This window comes from Xanthobacter sp. SG618 (assembly GCF_012932745.1).
In the GTDB taxonomy this organism is placed as follows: Bacteria; Pseudomonadota; Alphaproteobacteria; order Rhizobiales; family Xanthobacteraceae; genus Xanthobacter; species Xanthobacter flavus.
The window spans coordinates 446,421-461,978 of record NZ_JABBHL010000003.1; the positions used below are offsets into that span (position 1 = coordinate 446,421).

Genomic DNA, 15,558 nt, shown 5'->3' on the forward strand with positions numbered 1-15,558 from the left:
TGCGCTGAAGCGCACGACGGGATGAACCGGCTTCAGGCGGCGCCCCTCAGCGGGGGCCGCCGGTCGTCGCGCTGAGAAAAGCCACCAGCTTCAGGATCTGCTGCTGAACGGCCATGTTGACCGCTTCCGGCGGATTTTCCTGCACCTGCACCATCTTCCGGCCGAGGGGGCTGCCATAGAAGGCGGCCAGCTCCTTGAGCTCGGACAGGCTGTAGGAATCGGCGTAATAGCCGGCGAAGACCCCCACGAGGTCCTCCCGGATGCTCGCGGACTCCGTCGTGAGCGCGGCACGCGCAGCGTCCCGCTTGTCGGCGGGAAGCTTCTCCGCCGCCTGGCCGATCATGCGGCCGAAATGCTTCTCAAGGCCGGGAACGACGGCAAAATCGACCACCTGCCGCGCCAGCGCGGCCTTGTCGGATGCCTCGTCCGCGTGGGCGGCGGCGGGAATCAGCAGCGCCGCGACGAGCAGCACCGCGCGAAAGGTCTTCATGGGGCTTCCTCCCGAGGAAGGCCCTGCGCTCTCCGCGCATGTGCCTCCCGCCGGGCAGCTATGCCACCGAAGACGCCCGCCCTCCAGCCCCTTGGTCCCCGCGCGTCAGCCCTTGGCCTGCGGCGCGGGGCGGATGTGGAGCTCGCGCAGCTGCTTCGGGCTCGCTTCGTTGGGCGCACCCATGAGCAGGTCGAGCGCCTGCTGGTTCATGGGGAAGATGGAGATTTCGCGCAGGTTGGTGGTGCCGCACAGGAGCATCACGATGCGGTCCACGCCCGCCGCCATGCCGCCATGGGGCGGGGCGCCATACTGGAACGCGCGGTACATGCCGCCGAAGCGCTCTACCACGGTCGCCTCATCATAGCCGGCCAGCTCGAACGCCTTCACCATGGCCTCGGGGCGATGGTTGCGGATGCCGCCGGAGGCGATCTCGTAGCCATTGCAGGCGATATCGTACTGGAACGCCTTGATGGTCAGCGGGTCCTGCGTGTTCAGCGCCTCGAGCCCGCCCTGCGGCATGGAGAAGGGGTTGTGGGAGAAGTCCACCTTCTTCTCCTCCTCCGAATATTCGTAGAAGGGGAAATCGACGATCCAGGCCAGCTCGAAGCGGTCCTTGTCGACGAGGTTCAGCTCCTCGCCCACCTTGGTGCGGGCAAGACCGGCGAACTTGACGAACTTGTCCGGGTCGCCCGCCACGAAGAAGGCGGCGTCGCCGGCCTTGAGGCCGAGCTGTTCGCGGATCGCCTCGGTACGCTCGGGGCCGATATTGTTGGCGAGCGGGCCGGCGCCCTCCCCGCCTTCGCGCCACATGATGTAGCCGAGGCCCGGCTGGCCCTCTCCCTGCGCCCAGCTGTTCATGCGGTCGCAGAAGGCGCGGGAGCCGCCGCCGGGGCCGGGGATCGCCCACACCTCGTTCTTCTCCACCTCCAGCATGCGGGCGAACACCTTGAAGCCCGAACCGCGGAAATGGTCCGACACGTTCTGCATGACCAGCGGGTTGCGCAGGTCCGGCTTGTCGGTGCCGTATTTGCGCAGGGCTTCCGCATAGGGAATGCGCGGCCAGTTCTTGGTCACCGGCTTGCCGCCAGCGAACTCCTCGAACACGCCGGTGATGACCGGCTCCATGGCGGCGAACACGTCTTCCTGCTCAACGAAGCTCATCTCCAGGTCGAGCTGGTAGAACTCGCCCGGCAGGCGGTCGGCGCGCGGGTCCTCGTCGCGGAAGCAGGGGGCGATCTGGAAGTAGCGGTCGAAGCCGCTCATCATGATGAGCTGCTTGTACTGCTGCGGCGCCTGCGGCAGCGCATAGAACTTGCCGGGGTGCAGGCGGCTCGGCACCAGGAAGTCACGCGCGCCCTCCGGCGAGGAGGCGGTGAGGATGGGCGTCTGGAACTCGAAGAAGCCCTGATCCTTCATGCGCCGGCGCATGGCATCGATGATCGCGCCGCGGGTCATGATGTTGCGGTGGAGCTTCTCGCGGCGCAGGTCGAGGAAGCGGTACTTGAGCCGCGTCTCTTCCGGATATTCCACGTCGCCGAACACCGGCAGCGGCAGCTCGGCCGCCGGGCCGAGCACTTCCAGCTCGAGGGCATAGACCTCGACGGCACCGGTGGTCAGGTCCGGGTTCTCGGTGCCCTCGGGGCGCGGACGCACCTTGCCGTCGATGCGGATCACCCATTCGGAGCGCGCCTTCTCCGCGCCCTTGAAAGCGGGGCTGTCCGGGTCCACCACCACCTGGGTGAGGCCGTAATGGTCGCGCAGGTCGATGAACAGCACGCCGCCATGGTCGCGGATGCGGTGGCACCAGCCGGACAGGCGGACGATCTGGCCCACCTCGGCGGTCGAAAGCGCGCCGCAGGTATGTGAGCGGTAACGGTGCATGGGGTCGCCCTTTCAAGGCTGAACGGGGAAGACACGGGGCGAAAGGCCCTGCAGCCCGGACGCCCGCGCGCAGGCCATTGGCGCGCACCGGACGCCCGAGGCGCCGCTTGCGCGCCGGGCGCCGCGTCACCGCGCGCCACGGCTCGAAAGTCCGCGTCTAAGGCGGGGCGAAGGTGCATGCGATCCCGCCCGTGTCAAGCGCGCAGTCTTGTTCAGCCATGTGCGAAGGATGTACGTTCGGTGCTGCCGTGTCTCAATCGATGGGTCGTGCGGGTGCGGGCGTGACGGAGAGCGAGGCCTGGATGGAGACGCCGAACGGGCGCGAGACCGGGCCGCAGGACGTGGCTGGACCAGCCCTACACGGGCCTTTGTGGCTGGCCCTGATTGCTGCGGCCCTGATCGGCTGCGTCATCGCCGCCACCAGTCTCCTCGTGACGAATCTGTGGGACGATGGGACCGCCGATCGCGCCCGTGAACTCGAAAACCTGGCCGTGACGCTGTCGGAGCAGACCGCCCGGGCGTTCCAGAGCGTCGGCCTCATCCAGGACGACCTCATCACCCATGTCCGGGAAAGGGACATCGAGACACGGGCCCAGCTCACGGACGCCATGTCGACGGAAGACGTTCATTCCCGGTTGCGGGAGAAGATATCCGGGCTGCCCTTCATCGATGCCGTCACCGTCATCGACCAGACGGGCCAGCTGCTCAATTTTTCGCGCTATTGGCCCATTCCCAAGGTCAACGTGTCCGACCGCGACTATTTCCTGGCCCTCGAAGGGATGAAGGGACCGGATATCTTCCTGAGCGAGCCGGTCCCGAACCGGGGGAGCGGCACCGTCACCATCTATCTCGCCAAGCGCTTCGCCAACAGTTCCGGCCGCTTCCTCGGCTTGGTGCTCGGCGCCATGGAGCAATCGTATTTCGAGCGCTTCTACGGCGGCATCCGGCTTGGACACGACGGCATGATCGCGCTGATCCGTTCCGACGGCGCGCTGCTCGCCCGCCATCCCGGCTCCGCCGGCGTGCCCCCACGCGATTCCGCAGTTCGCGCGCGAACTGCGGCGGCGGTGTTCGGGACCGGCCAGATGACCCAGCTCCCCGCCGGAACGCTGGATGAAAAGGCTCGCATCGCTGCCGTCCACCCCGTGAGCGATCTGCCGCTGGCGGTGGTGGTGAGCGACAGCGTCGCCGCTCTGGATATCCTCATGTGGCAGCGCGCGACGCCGCTGATCGTCGCCGCCGGGCTGCTCTGCCTCACCATCGTTCTGGTCGCCTGGGGCCTCGGCCGGCATCTGCGGGACGAGCGAGCCTTCGCCGTGACCCAGCACGCCATGGCGCGGATCGACATGCTGACCGGCCTGCCCAACCGCCTTGCCTTCGCCGAGCGCCTGTCCGCGCTGCTGAATGCGCGGGGCGGCGCGACGCCCTTCGCCCTGCTCTATCTCGACCTCGATTATTTCAAGGCGGTCAACGACACCCTCGGCCACGACGCCGGCGACACCATGCTGACGGAGCTCGCCGAGCGCATCCGCACCATGCTTGGCCCGGACGATTTCTCCGCCCGCCTCGGCGGAGACGAGTTCGCCGTCGTTCTGGCGGGAGTGACGCACGAGGCCGAGGCGACGGAATTCGCCCAGCGCCTGATCGAGGGGCTGCGCACGCCGGTCCACATCGGGCTCCACCGGATCATCAGCGGGTGCAGCATCGGCATCGTGATGTCGCCGCGCGACGGGGCCGGGGTTGCCGAACTGCTCAAGAACGCGGACCTCGCGCTCTACCGCGCCAAGACCGACGGCCGCGGCATCGCCCGAGTCTTCGTCGAGGAAATGGAGCGCCTGGTGCGCGAGCGCCGCGAGATGGAGGTGGATCTCCAGACCGCGTGGCGGGAGCGCCAGTTCTTCCTGCTCTACCAGCCCATCGTGGAGGCCGAATCAGGCCGCATCGCCGGGTTCGAGGCGCTGCTGCGCTGGCGGCATCCCGAGCGCGGGCTGGTCAACCCGACCAGCTTCATCCCGATTGCCGAGGAAACCGGGCTCATTCTGCCGTTGGGCGCCTGGGTTCTCACCGAGGCCTGCGCCGCCGCAACCGCCTGGCCCGACGACCTGTTCGTCTCGGTCAACCTCTCGCCGATCCAGTTCCGGGGGGCGGAGGCCTTCCGGCAGGTGCGCAGCGCACTGGAAAGCTCGGGCCTCGCCCCCTCCCGGCTGGAGGTGGAGATCACCGAAAGCACCCTGCTGCACGAGGGGCCGATGGTGCGGGCGACGCTGGAGCAGTTCAGCGAGGAGGGAATCACCGTCGCGCTCGATGATTTCGGCACCGGCTATTCCTCCCTCGGATACCTCAGGACGCTCAGCATCGGCCGCATCAAGGTGGATCGCTCCTTCATCGAGCAGGTGGAGACCTCGCCGCAGAGCCTCGCCATCGTGCGCGCCATCATCGGCCTCGCCCGTACCCTCGGGCTGCGCTGCACGGCCGAAGGAGTCGAGACCGAGGGCCAGCGGCGGCTGCTCACGACCGAGGGCTGCTCGCATCTTCAGGGCTATCTGCTGGGCCGTCCGGGCTCCGCAGAGGAAGCCCTCCGCCGCGCCTGCGCTTCGGCCGCCTGACGCCTTTCCGACAACATCATGCCACATTCCGTTTGCCGAACGCGTCGGCGTGGGTATGTTTGACGGATGGACCCCATCACCTCGACCGAGGCGCTGGCAGCTGCCTGCGAGCGTCTTGCGCGACACCCCTTCGTCACCGTCGACACCGAATTCCTGCGGGAAAGCACCTTCTGGCCGAAGTTGTGCGTGGTGCAGGTTGCATCTTCTGAAGAGGCCATCCTCATCGATGCGCTCTCGGAGGGGCTGGATCTTGCCCCGTTCTACCGGCTCATGGGCAATGAGCGGGTGATGAAGGTATTCCATGCCGGACGGCAGGACATCGAGATCATCTGGCATCAGGCGCGCCTGATTCCCCACCCGGTGTTCGACACCCAGGTGGCGGCGATGGTTCTGGGGTACGGCGACAGCATCTCCTACGACCAGTTGGTCCAGCGCACTGTCGGCCACAGCCTCGACAAGTCCTCACGCTTCACGGACTGGTCGCGCCGGCCGCTGAGCCAGGCGCAGATCACCTACGCCATCGCCGATGTCACGCACCTACGGGACATCTACATCAAGCTCACGGCGGACCTCGACGCCCGCGGTCGCGGCGAGTGGGTGGGCGAGGAGATGCACGTCCTCACCTCCCCCGCCACCTATGAGCAGCATCCCGAACAGGCGTGGGAACGGCTCAAGTCCCGCGTCCGCAAGCCGCGCGAGCTCGCGGTGCTGGTGGAAGTCGCCGCCTGGCGCGAGCGGGAGGCCCAGACCCGCGACCTGCCGCGCGGCCGGGTCATCAAGGACGAGGTGATCGGGGAGATCGCGGTACAGCAGCCGCAGACCCCGGAACGCCTCGCGGAGCTGCGCTCCCTGCCCAAGGGCTTCGAGCGCTCGCGTTATGGCGAGGCGGTGCTGGAGGCGGTGAAGCGCGGTGTCGCCCGCGATCCCAAGACCCTGCCCCGCATCGAGCGCGACAAGCCCCTGCCCAACGGCGCCAGCGCCACGGTGGAGCTGCTGAAGGTGCTGCTGCGCATGACGGCGGAGCAGAACGCCGTCGCCGCCAAGGTGATCGCGACGACAGAGGATCTGGAGCGCATCGCGGTGAGCGACGAGGCCGACGTGCCGGCGCTGAAGGGCTGGCGGCGCGAATTGTTCGGCGTGCACGCCCTCGCGCTCAAAGCCGGGCAGCTCGCCCTCGCCGTGGACAAGGGCAAGGTGGTGGCGGTCCAGAAATAGCCGCCACCGGGCCGCCGCACCTCAGAGGTGGTCGCGCAGGCCCTTCACGAAGCTGGAAAGCCCCGTGAGCCGCCGCCGCTTCAGCCGCTCCGCCTGGAGGATGGCGGTGAGCTTGGCGAGGCTGTCTTCCACGTCGTGATTGATGATGATGTAGTCGTATTCGGTGTAGTGGCTGATCTCGTCCGACGCCTTGGCCATGCGCTGGTGCACGACCTCCTCGGAATCCTGCGCCCGCGACCTCAGCCGCTGCTCAAGATCGGCAGCGGAGGGCGGCAGGATGAAGACCTTCACCAGGTCCTGCTGCGCGCTCTCGCCCAATTGCTGGGTGCCCTGCCAGTCGATGTCGAACAGCACATCCCGCCCGGCGGAGAGCGCCTGCTCCACGGCCCCGCGCGGGGTGCCGTACAGGTTCTCGAACACCGTGGCGTGCTCCAGCAGCTCGCCTTCGTCGCGCATCCGCTGGAAGGTGTCGCGATCGACGAAGAAATAGTCCTTGCCGTGCTCCTCGCCCGGCCGCGGCGCGCGGGTCGTCACCGAGACCGACATGGTGATGCGGTCGTCGCTCTTCAGCAGCAGGCGGGACAGCGTGGTCTTGCCCGCGCCAGAAGGGGAGGAAAGCACCAGCATCAACCCGCGGCGCGCCAGAACCCCGGAGCCCGGCTTCCAGCCCGGCAGCGCGAAGTGCGACGACACGGAAGATGAGGCGGAGTTGGGCATCGCGGCGGACTTCACTCTAGGTTCTGGATCTGCTCGCGGAACTGATCCACGAGCAGCTTGAGGTCAAGCCCGATCTGCGTAAGCGCCACGGAATTGGACTTTGAGCACAGGGTGTTCGCCTCGCGGTTGAACTCCTGGGCGAGGAAATCCAGCCGCCGCCCGACCGGGCCACCCGCGGCCATCAGATCGCGCGCGGCAGCGATGTGGGCGACGAGGCGGTCGAGTTCCTCGCGCACGTCGGCCTTGGTGACGGCGAGAATCGCCTCCTGGTGGAGACGATCCGGATCGAGGGAGGCGGCCTCCATCAGCACCCGCACCTGATCGGCGATGCGCGCCTTCACCGCCTCGGCCGAGCGCTCGGGCAGGCGCTCGGCGCGGGAGACGAGGCCTGTGATGGAATCGAGCCGCTCGGTGAGGACGGAGTTGAGGGCGCTGCCTTCCCGCTCGCGCATGGTGCCGAGCTCGGCCAGCGCCCGGTCGAAGGCGTCCAGCACGGCGGCCATGAGGGCGCGGCGCTCCTCCTCGCTGTCCTCGGCCTCGGTGATTTCCACCATCCCCTTCACAGCAAGAAGCGAATCAAGGGTCGGCGCGGCGGCGCCGAGGCGGCGCGCGCTCTCGGCCATGGCGCGGTAGAGTGCCTCGAGCGCGCCCTGGTTGACGCGGACGGTGGAGGCCTCACCCTCACGGGTCGCGGTGAGATTGGCGGCGACGGAGCCACGGGAGAGCACCTGCCCGGTGCGGCTGCGCACGTCCGATTCCAGTGCCTCGAAGCCGGGCGGCAGGCGCAGGCGCAGGTCGAGGCCCTTGCCGTTGACCGAGCGCACCTCCCAGCCGAAGCGCCACGGCCCGTGCGAGCCGGAGACGCGGGCGAAGCCGGTCATGCTGGCGAGCGGCGTCCTCGGCTCCACCTTCCCGGCCGAGACCGCTGCGCGCTTGATGATCGGTCCCGCGGCCATTGCCGTCTCCGTGTTGTTCAGCGGCCAGAAGCGGCCGGAGGGGTCGCGGCCGAAGGTGTGGCGGCCGGCGCGGCGGGCGGCTGCCCGCTTTGCGCCGGGGCTGCGCCCTGCTCGATCGCCCGCCAGCGGGCGACGTTCTTGTTGTGGTCGGCCAGCGTCTCGGCGAAGGCGTGCCCGCCGGTGCCGTCGGCGACGAAGAACAGATCCTTCGTCTTCGGTGGGTTGGCCGCCGCCATCAGCGCGTCCTTGCCCGGATTGCAGATGGGGCCGGGCGGCAGGCCGTCGATGGCATAGGTGTTGTAGGCGGTCGCCGTGGCGATGTCGGTGCGCGAGATCGGGCGGCCGAGCGAGCCCCTGCCGCCGACGATGCCGTAGATGATCGTCGGATCGGACTGAAGCCGCATCTTCTTGGTCAGGCGGTTGACGAAGACGGCGGCGACCTTGGGCCGCTCGTCGGCCTGCCCGGTCTCCTTCTCCACGATGGAGGCGAGGGTGACGAGCTCCTGCGGGCTCTTGAGCGGCACGTCCGGCGCGCGCTTGGCCCAGATGGTCGCGAGCAACTTCTTCTGCGCGTCCGCCATCTCCTGCAGCACCGCGTCACGGGTCATGCCGCGATGGATGCGATAGGTCTCGGGCAGCAGCGTACCTTCCTGCGGCACGGCGGGGGTGCCGGTGAGCAGGTCATTGTCCATGAGCCGCTTGACCACCTGCTGGCTGGTCAGTCCCTCGGGGATGGTCACCTGGTGGAGCACGACCTTACCGGAGGCGATGGTGTCGATGACGCTCGCCACCGACTGGCCCGGCTTGAACACGTATTCGCCCGCCTTCAGCGAGGCATCCGGCCGCGCGATCTTCTGCCCGGCAACGAACAGCACCCAGCTCTGGACCACGCCCTCGCGTTCCAGAATTTCGGCCATGTCGCGCACGCCGGCGCCGCGCGGAATGTTCACCACCTTCTCGGTGGTCAGCGGGCCCGGCTCGGTGAAGGCGCGCTGGCCGTACCAGCCGGCAAGCCCCACCCCAACGAAAACGAACAGCAGGAAGGTGAAGATGCCGCTGCCGATGGTCACCGCCGGATGCCGCGCGCTGCGCGAGGGCTTCGGCGGCTTGGGCGGAGGACGGCGCGGCGGTGCCTTGCGCTGCTTCGAACTGCGGGCGGGACCGGTGGGCATCGGAGGAGCGGACGCGCTGGCATCGCCTGGACCAGGACCGCTTGGAGGTGCGGGCGGACGGACCTGCCCCTTCGGCAGAAGCGGCGATTCCTCACCAGCGCCGGTGTGAGATTGCGCCACGGCAGGCTCGGAAGATGCCGACGTGGGGGCTGCCGCACCCCCGGCCTCCCCCGGCTCCTCGCGCGTCGATGATCCGTCGTTGGACTGGGCCATCCCGGGCTCCCTTGTCGTCGGCGAAGGCTCCCGCCATGTCGGCGGGGCAGTCAGCCACCTTTTGGCGGCTTGCTAAAGGGACATTCGGGCGTGACGGGGGCAGGCTGTCCCAGCGTCGTGCGGCCGGGCACGAGCCCGGCCGTCGGGCCGCATCAGGCGGCGTAGCGGCGGAAGACCAGTGACGCGTTGGTGCCGCCGAAGCCGAAGGAATTGGAGAGCACGGCGTCGATCTTGCGCGGCTTGGGCGTCAGCGGCACGAGATCAATCGGCGTCTCCACCGACGGATTGTCGAGATTCAGCGTCGCCGGGGCGATCTGGTCGCGGATGGCGAGGATGGAGAAGATCGCCTCCACCGAGCCGGCGGCCCCGAGCAGGTGGCCGATGGATGACTTGGTCGACGACATGGCGGTCTTGGCCGCCGCATTGCCGAGCAGCCGCTCCACCGCCTTCAGCTCGATCTCGTCGGCCATGGTGGAGGTGCCGTGGGCGTTGATGTAGTCGATGTCATCCGCCGTCATCCCCGCGCGCTTCAGCGCCGCCGACATGCAGCGATAGGCGCCGTCGCCGTCCATGGACGGGGCGGTGATGTGGAACGCATCGCCCGAAAGGCCGTAGCCGACCAGCTCGGCGTAGATCTTGGCACCGCGGGCCTTGGCGTGCTCCAGCTCCTCAAGCACCACGACACCGGCGCCCTCGCCCATGACGAAGCCGTCGCGGTCCTTGTCGTAGGGGCGCGAGGCGTGGATGGGGTCGTCGTTGAAGGCGGTGCAGAGCGCCTTGCACGCGGCGAAGCCGGCGATGGAGAGCCGGTTGACCGGCGATTCGGTGCCGCCCGCGACCATCACGTCGGCATCGCCGAGGGCGATCAGACGGCCGGCGTCGCCGATGGCATGGGCGCCGGTGGAGCAGGCCGTGACCACCGCGTGGTTCGGTCCCTTGAGGCCGTGCTGGATGGAGACGTAGCCGCCAGCGAGATTGATGAGCCGGCCAGGAATGAAGAAGGGCGAGATACGGCGCGGGCCGCGATCCTTCAGCAGCAGAGACGCATCCGCAATGCCCTCGATGCCGCCGATGCCGGAGCCGATCAGGACGCCCGAGGCGATCTGGTCCTCGTACTCCGTGGGATGCCAGCCGGCATCGTCCAGGGCCTGGGTGGCCGCGGCCATGGCGAAGACGATGAATTCATCGACCTTGCGCTGTTCCTTCGGCTCCATCCACTGGTCGGGATTGTAGGTGCCGTCGGACCCGTCGCCGCGCGGAATGTTCGCCGCGATCTTGCACGCGAGGTCGGACACCTCGAAATGGCTGATCGCCTTGACACCGCTTTCGCCGGCAAGAAGCCGCCGCCAGGTCGGCTCGACGCCGCAGGCGAGCGGCGTCACCATGCCGAGGCCGGTGACGACAACACGTCTCATGGGAAAAACTCCGGGAGGCGGGCGATCAGCGCGCCTGGCGCGCGGCCCGGTGCAACAACGGCCGCGGGCGCCAGGCGCCACGCGACCGCCAGATGGACACGCGAATGGATCAAGCCGCGTTCTTTTCCAGGAACTTGATCGCGTCGCCCACAGTCAGGATGGTCTCGGCGGCATCGTCCGGGATCTCGCAGTTGAAAGCCTCCTCGAAGGCCATCACGAGTTCCACGGTGTCGAGGCTGTCGGCGCCGAGATCGTCGATGAAGGAGGCGCTCTCCGTGACCTTCTCGGGTTCCACCCCCAGATGCTCCGCGACAATCTTCTTCACCCGCTCGGCGATGTCACTCATAGATCGAACCCTCGGTTGTTCGGATAATCCCGTTGCCGTTCGGCGGCTGGAGGAGGGCATAATGCCTTTTTTCCGCCGTGCCCAGCCCCCCTCCGTCGCGAAGGAGACGAGATTCCGTCGGTCCGTCCTCGCGCCGCGCGCGGATGGTGGAGCGCGTGAACGCCCGCGTGCCCCCGGCCCAGCAATTGGGCTCGTTAGCACACTCCCTGCGGCAAGGCCAGCAATGCACGCAAAGGTAAGGAGAAAGGGTGCCCTTGCGCCGGCTCACCTGCGCCTTTAATGGCACGAAAGGGGAACATCATGGCTTCTGACACAGATCGATCGGATCGCCTCGCCGCCGCATTGCGCGCCAATCTCCAGCGCCGCAAGGCGCAGGCCCGCGCGCGGCGCACGCCGCTTGAGGAAAATCCCTCGCCCGCGGCTTCCGGTGGAAATCCCGCAACGGGTGGTAGCAGCGCCCCGTCCGAGGGGAAGCCCGCGATTGTGCCGGACGGCGAGGCGGGCTAGAGCTTCTCTCTTACATCCGCTTACGGCCGGCTCAGGGGGGCGCCGCCCGCAAGGCAAGGACAGGACGGCATGGACAAGATTCGCATCGTCGGCGGCAACGAGCTGAAGGGCACCATCCCGATCTCGGGTGCGAAGAACGCAGCCCTGCCGCTGATGATCGCCAGCCTCCTGACCGAGGAGAAGCTGATTCTCGAGAATGTGCCGCGTCTCGCGGACGTGGCGCTGCTGCAGCGCATCCTCGGCAATCACGGCGTGGATATCACCACCAACGGCAAGCGCAACGGGGACGACCCCTATGCCGGCCAGACGCTGGAGATCGACGCCCGCGTCATCGTGGACACCGTCGCCCCCTACGAACTCGTGTCGAAGATGCGCGCCTCCTTCTGGGTGGTGGGGCCGCTGCTCGCCCGCATGGGCGTCGCCAAGGTCTCCCTGCCCGGCGGCTGCGCCATCGGCACCCGGCCGGTGGATTTCCACCTCGACGCCCTGCGCGCACTTGGCGCGGACATCGAGATCGACGCCGGCTACGTGCTGGCCAAGGCGCCTCGCGGGCTCACTGGCGCCCGCATCGTTTTCCCGAAGGTGTCGGTGGGCGCGACCCATACCGCGCTGATGGCCGCCGCCCTCGCCCGCGGCGAGAGCGTGATCGAGAACGCTGCGCGCGAGCCCGAGATCGTCGACGTCGCCGACTGCCTCATCAAGATGGGCGCGCGCATCGAGGGGGCCGGCACCTCCACCATCCGCATCGAGGGCGTGCCGCGCCTCAAGGCCGCCCGCCACGCGGTGCTGCCCGACCGTATCGAGACCGGCACCTATGCCATGGCCACCGCCATGACCGGCGGCGACGTGATGCTCGCCGGTGCCCGCCCGGACCTCTTGGAGGACGCGCTAGAGACCCTGCGCCACGCCGGCGCGGAGATCGACGCCACCAACGAGGGCATCCGCGTGCGCCGCAACGGCGCCGGCATCCTGCCGGTGGATGTCTCCACCGCCCCCTATCCCGGTTTCCCGACGGACCTTCAGGCCCAGCTGATGGCCCTGATGACCAAGGCCAAGGGGCGCTCGCGCATCACCGAGACCATCTTCGAGAACCGCTTCATGCACGTGCAGGAGCTGGCCCGCCTCGGCGCCCGCATTCACCTCGACGGCGACACCGCCGTGGTGGAGGGGGTCGAGCGCCTGACCGGCGCCCCGGTGATGGCCACCGATCTGCGCGCCTCGGTCTCCCTCGTCATCGCCGGCCTCGCCGCCGAGGGCGAGACCATGGTCCAGCGCGTCTACCACCTCGACCGCGGCTTCGAGAAGCTGGAAGAGAAGCTGTCGCGCTGCGGCGCCGAAATCGAGCGCATCAGCGCCTGAGCGGGGCGCGGAACCGCCCGCGCCTGCTTTTGTTGTCTGGCCTTTCAACGCTATCAGGGTGGCGGAAGAGCCGTGAGCATCCCCAACATCATCACCTTGCTGCGCATCTTCCTGGTGCCGGCTGTGGTATGGGCCATCGCGTCCGGCGAGCCGCTGCTCGCCTTCTGGCTGTTCCTGGCCGCCGGCATCTCGGACGCGCTCGACGGCTTCATCGCCAAGCGCTTCCACATGCAGACGGAGCTGGGCTCCTACCTCGACCCGGTGGCCGACAAGGCGCTCCTCGTCTCCATCTACGTGACGCTGGCGGTGGTCGGGCTCATCCCGCGCTGGGTCGCCATCGCCGTGGTGTCGCGGGACTTCATGATCATCGGCGCGGTGGTGCTGTCGCTGGTGATGGCGAAACCGGTGACGATCAGTCCGCTGCTGATTTCCAAGGTCAACACTGCGGCACAGATCAGCTTCGCGGCGATCGTGCTGGCCACGGCCGGCTTCGGCGTGACCGTGCCCGGCCTGTACGATCTGGGGCTGGTGCTTGTCGGCCTCTTGACGGGCCTTTCCGCCGCTGCCTATCTCGCCGCATGGACGCGCCATATGGCAAGCTGAGGGGCAACGGTTCAGGATCGGCGCCTCTTCGGGCGGCCGGTTGAAAGGCGCAAGGTGATGGACGGCGACCGCACCCGCATGCCGGAACTCCGCAGCGACCCCACGTCGCCGGCGCGTCGCGGTGCCGCGTTTGCCCGGCTTCCCCGCATGCCCGTGCCGATCCATTCCGGGATGGAGGGAACCTCCGTGCGCATCCAGGCCCGCTTCTGGGTGGGCGCGCTGCTGCTCACCGCCATCGTCCTGTGGCTGCTCTCCGGCATCCTCCTGCCGTTCGTGGCGGGCATCGTGCTCGCCTACTTCCTCAATCCGGTGGTCGCGCGCCTCGAGCGCATCGGCGTCGCACGCACCCTCTCCGCCCTCGTGGTGGTGGGGATCATGCTGCTGCTGGTGATGCTGTTCTTTCTGCTGGCGCTGCCCATCCTGTCGTCCCAGCTGTTCGAGTTCATCCAGCGCCTGCCGTCCTATGTGACGCGCCTTCAGGGCCTTCTGACCGAAGAGAACCGGGAATGGCTGAGCGGCATCGTCGGCGATCGCCTGCCCGACATGCAGCGCTCCATCTCCGACCTGATGACCCAGGGGGTGAGCCATGTGCTGAGCCTGCTGTCGTCGGTCTGGTCCGGCGGGCAGGCGCTCCTCTCGCTGTTCGCGCTGCTGGTGGTGACACCGGTGGTGGTGTTCTACATCCTGTGCGACTGGAACGAGATGGTGGGGCTGGTGGACCGGCTGGTGCCGGTGCCGCACCGCCCGGTGGTGCGGGGCCTCGCCCGCGCCATGGACAATGCGGTGGCCGGCTTCGTGCGCGGCCAGGCGACGGTCTGCCTGCTGCTCGGCGGCTTCTATGCCGTCTCCCTCTCCATGGTGGGGCTGAATTTCGGCCTGCTGATCGGCATCGTGTCGGGGGTCATCACCTTCATTCCCTATGTGGGGTCGCTCACCGGCTTCGTGCTGGCCATGGGCGTCGCCATCGTCCAGTTCTTCCCGGACTGGAGCATGATCGGCACCGTGCTCGCCATCTTCGTCGCCGGCCAGACCATCGAGGGCTATGTGCTCGCGCCGAAACTGGTGGGCGACAGCATCGGCGTGCATCCGGTGTGGCTGATGTTCGCCCTGTTCGCCTTCGGCTATCTCTTCGGCTTCGTGGGCCTGCTGCTGGCGGTTCCGCTCACGGCCGTGGCCGGCGTGCTGGTGCGCTTCGCCATTGCCCGCTACATGCAATCCTCGCTCTATCAGGGCGCGGCGGACGATGATCCGCCCGCCGAGACGCGCTGACCCGATGCCCCGCACCCCGGCCGAGCCGCCGCGACAGCTTCCCCTCGATCTGCCCAACCAGCCGGCCCTGCGCCGCGAGGACTTCCTCGCCGCGCCCGGCAATGCTGCGGCGCTGGCCCTGATCGACGCCTTCCCCGACTGGCCGTCGCGCGTCGCCTGCCTCGTCGGCCCGGAAGGCGCGGGCAAGAGCCATCTCGCCGCCATCTTCGCCGAGCGATCGGGCGCCCTGACGCTCGCCGCCTCGGACCTCGTGCGGGAGGCGGTACCGGCGGCCCTCGCCCGCGACGCGCTGGTGCTGGAGGACCTCGACCCCGCCACCTTCAGCGAGCCGGCCCTGTTCCACTTGCTCAATCTCGCCCGCGAGCAGCAGGCCTACCTGCTGATGACCGCGCGCACGCCGCCCTCCGGCTTCACCCTCGCCACCGCCGACCTCGCCTCCCGGCTGCGGGCCATCCCGGTGTTCGAGATCGCGCCAGCAGACGATTCCCTGCTCGCAGCCGTGCTGGTGAAGCTGTTCGCCGACCGCCAGCTCGCGGTGGATGAGGCCACCGTGCAATATCTGCTGCTGCGCATCCCGCGCTCGGTGGCCGGCGCCCAGCGCATCGTCGAGGCGCTCGATCAGGCGGCGCTGGCCGCCCGGCGGCCGGTGACCCGCGCCCTCGCCGCCCAGGTGCTGGCGGCCGGTGACCCCACGGACGAGGCCCACGCCGGGGCCGATCCGGACGCGGACGATTGAGGAGCGCGCAAGGCCGGCCAATGTCATAGAGTGGTCATCCAAGCCAGCCATGGTCCGGCCGGTTTCCGCCAAT

14 protein-coding genes are annotated in these 15,558 nt (G+C 68.5%); 7 read left to right on the top strand and 7 right to left on the bottom strand.

Annotated features, from left to right (window positions below):
- Window positions 1-46: 46 nt before the first annotated feature.
- Window positions 47-490: a DUF2059 domain-containing protein gene (locus tag FHT36_RS11450; protein WP_169122620.1), complete on the bottom strand. Its 444-nt coding sequence runs from the start codon at window positions 488-490 to the stop codon at window positions 47-49.
- Window positions 491-595: 105 nt separating this feature from the next.
- Window positions 596-2,371: an aspartate--tRNA ligase gene (gene aspS / locus FHT36_RS11455; protein ID WP_169122621.1), complete on the bottom strand. Its 1,776-nt coding sequence runs from the start codon at window positions 2,369-2,371 to the stop codon at window positions 596-598.
- 281 nt (window positions 2,372-2,652) lie between these two features.
- Here aspS and FHT36_RS11460 point away from each other — a divergent pair, with 281 nt between their 5' ends.
- Window positions 2,653-4,977 (top strand): EAL domain-containing protein, encoded by a 2,325-nt coding sequence (locus FHT36_RS11460; RefSeq protein WP_169122622.1) that lies wholly within the window; start codon window positions 2,653-2,655, stop codon window positions 4,975-4,977.
- A gap of 66 nt (window positions 4,978-5,043) precedes the next feature.
- Window positions 5,044-6,192, top strand: coding sequence for a ribonuclease D (gene rnd, locus FHT36_RS11465; protein WP_169122623.1), 1,149 nt, complete (start codon window positions 5,044-5,046; stop codon window positions 6,190-6,192).
- Between the two features lie 21 nt (window positions 6,193-6,213).
- Here rnd and gmk read toward each other — a convergent pair whose 3' ends face one another.
- The 5 genes from gmk to FHT36_RS11490 all read right to left on the bottom strand — a co-directional run bounded on the left by gmk (window position 6,214) and on the right by FHT36_RS11490 (window position 11,011).
- Window positions 6,214-6,909, bottom strand: coding sequence for a guanylate kinase (gene gmk / locus FHT36_RS11470; protein ID WP_169122755.1), 696 nt, complete (start codon window positions 6,907-6,909; stop codon window positions 6,214-6,216).
- 11 nt (window positions 6,910-6,920) lie between these two features.
- On the bottom strand, window positions 6,921-7,790 hold the full coding sequence (locus tag FHT36_RS11475) for a YicC/YloC family endoribonuclease (protein ID WP_169122756.1): 870 nt from the start codon (window positions 7,788-7,790) through the stop codon (window positions 6,921-6,923).
- Between the two features lie 92 nt (window positions 7,791-7,882).
- Window positions 7,883-8,935 carry an endolytic transglycosylase MltG gene (mltG, locus tag FHT36_RS11480; protein WP_348644432.1) on the bottom strand — a complete coding sequence of 351 codons (1,053 nt, stop codon included), beginning with the start codon at window positions 8,933-8,935 and terminating at the stop codon, window positions 7,883-7,885.
- Window positions 8,936-9,402: 467 nt separating this feature from the next.
- Window positions 9,403-10,665 (bottom strand): beta-ketoacyl-ACP synthase II, encoded by a 1,263-nt coding sequence (gene fabF / locus FHT36_RS11485; protein ID WP_169122625.1) that lies wholly within the window; start codon window positions 10,663-10,665, stop codon window positions 9,403-9,405.
- A 109-nt stretch (window positions 10,666-10,774) separates the two neighbouring features.
- Window positions 10,775-11,011 (bottom strand): acyl carrier protein, encoded by a 237-nt coding sequence (locus FHT36_RS11490; protein WP_012115109.1) that lies wholly within the window; start codon window positions 11,009-11,011, stop codon window positions 10,775-10,777.
- A 279-nt stretch (window positions 11,012-11,290) separates the two neighbouring features.
- Here FHT36_RS11490 and FHT36_RS11495 point away from each other — a divergent pair, with 279 nt between their 5' ends.
- The 5 genes from FHT36_RS11495 to FHT36_RS11515 all read left to right on the top strand — a co-directional run bounded on the left by FHT36_RS11495 (window position 11,291) and on the right by FHT36_RS11515 (window position 15,485).
- A complete protein-coding gene (locus tag FHT36_RS11495; protein ID WP_407077069.1) occupies window positions 11,291-11,518 on the top strand; it encodes a hypothetical protein in 228 nt (75 codons plus the stop codon).
- A gap of 69 nt (window positions 11,519-11,587) precedes the next feature.
- Complete coding sequence (gene murA / locus FHT36_RS11500) at window positions 11,588-12,877, top strand: UDP-N-acetylglucosamine 1-carboxyvinyltransferase (RefSeq protein WP_169122627.1); 1,290 nt, start codon at window positions 11,588-11,590, stop codon at window positions 12,875-12,877.
- Between the two features lie 72 nt (window positions 12,878-12,949).
- Entirely contained in the window at window positions 12,950-13,480 is a 531-nt protein-coding gene (locus tag FHT36_RS11505) for a CDP-alcohol phosphatidyltransferase family protein (RefSeq protein ID WP_169122628.1), read from the top strand.
- A 186-nt stretch (window positions 13,481-13,666) separates the two neighbouring features.
- Window positions 13,667-14,749: an AI-2E family transporter gene (locus FHT36_RS11510; protein WP_348644433.1), complete on the top strand. Its 1,083-nt coding sequence runs from the start codon at window positions 13,667-13,669 to the stop codon at window positions 14,747-14,749.
- 4 nt (window positions 14,750-14,753) lie between these two features.
- Complete coding sequence (locus FHT36_RS11515; protein WP_169122629.1) at window positions 14,754-15,485, top strand: HdaA/DnaA family protein; 732 nt, start codon at window positions 14,754-14,756, stop codon at window positions 15,483-15,485.
- Window positions 15,486-15,558 lie beyond the last annotated feature (73 nt).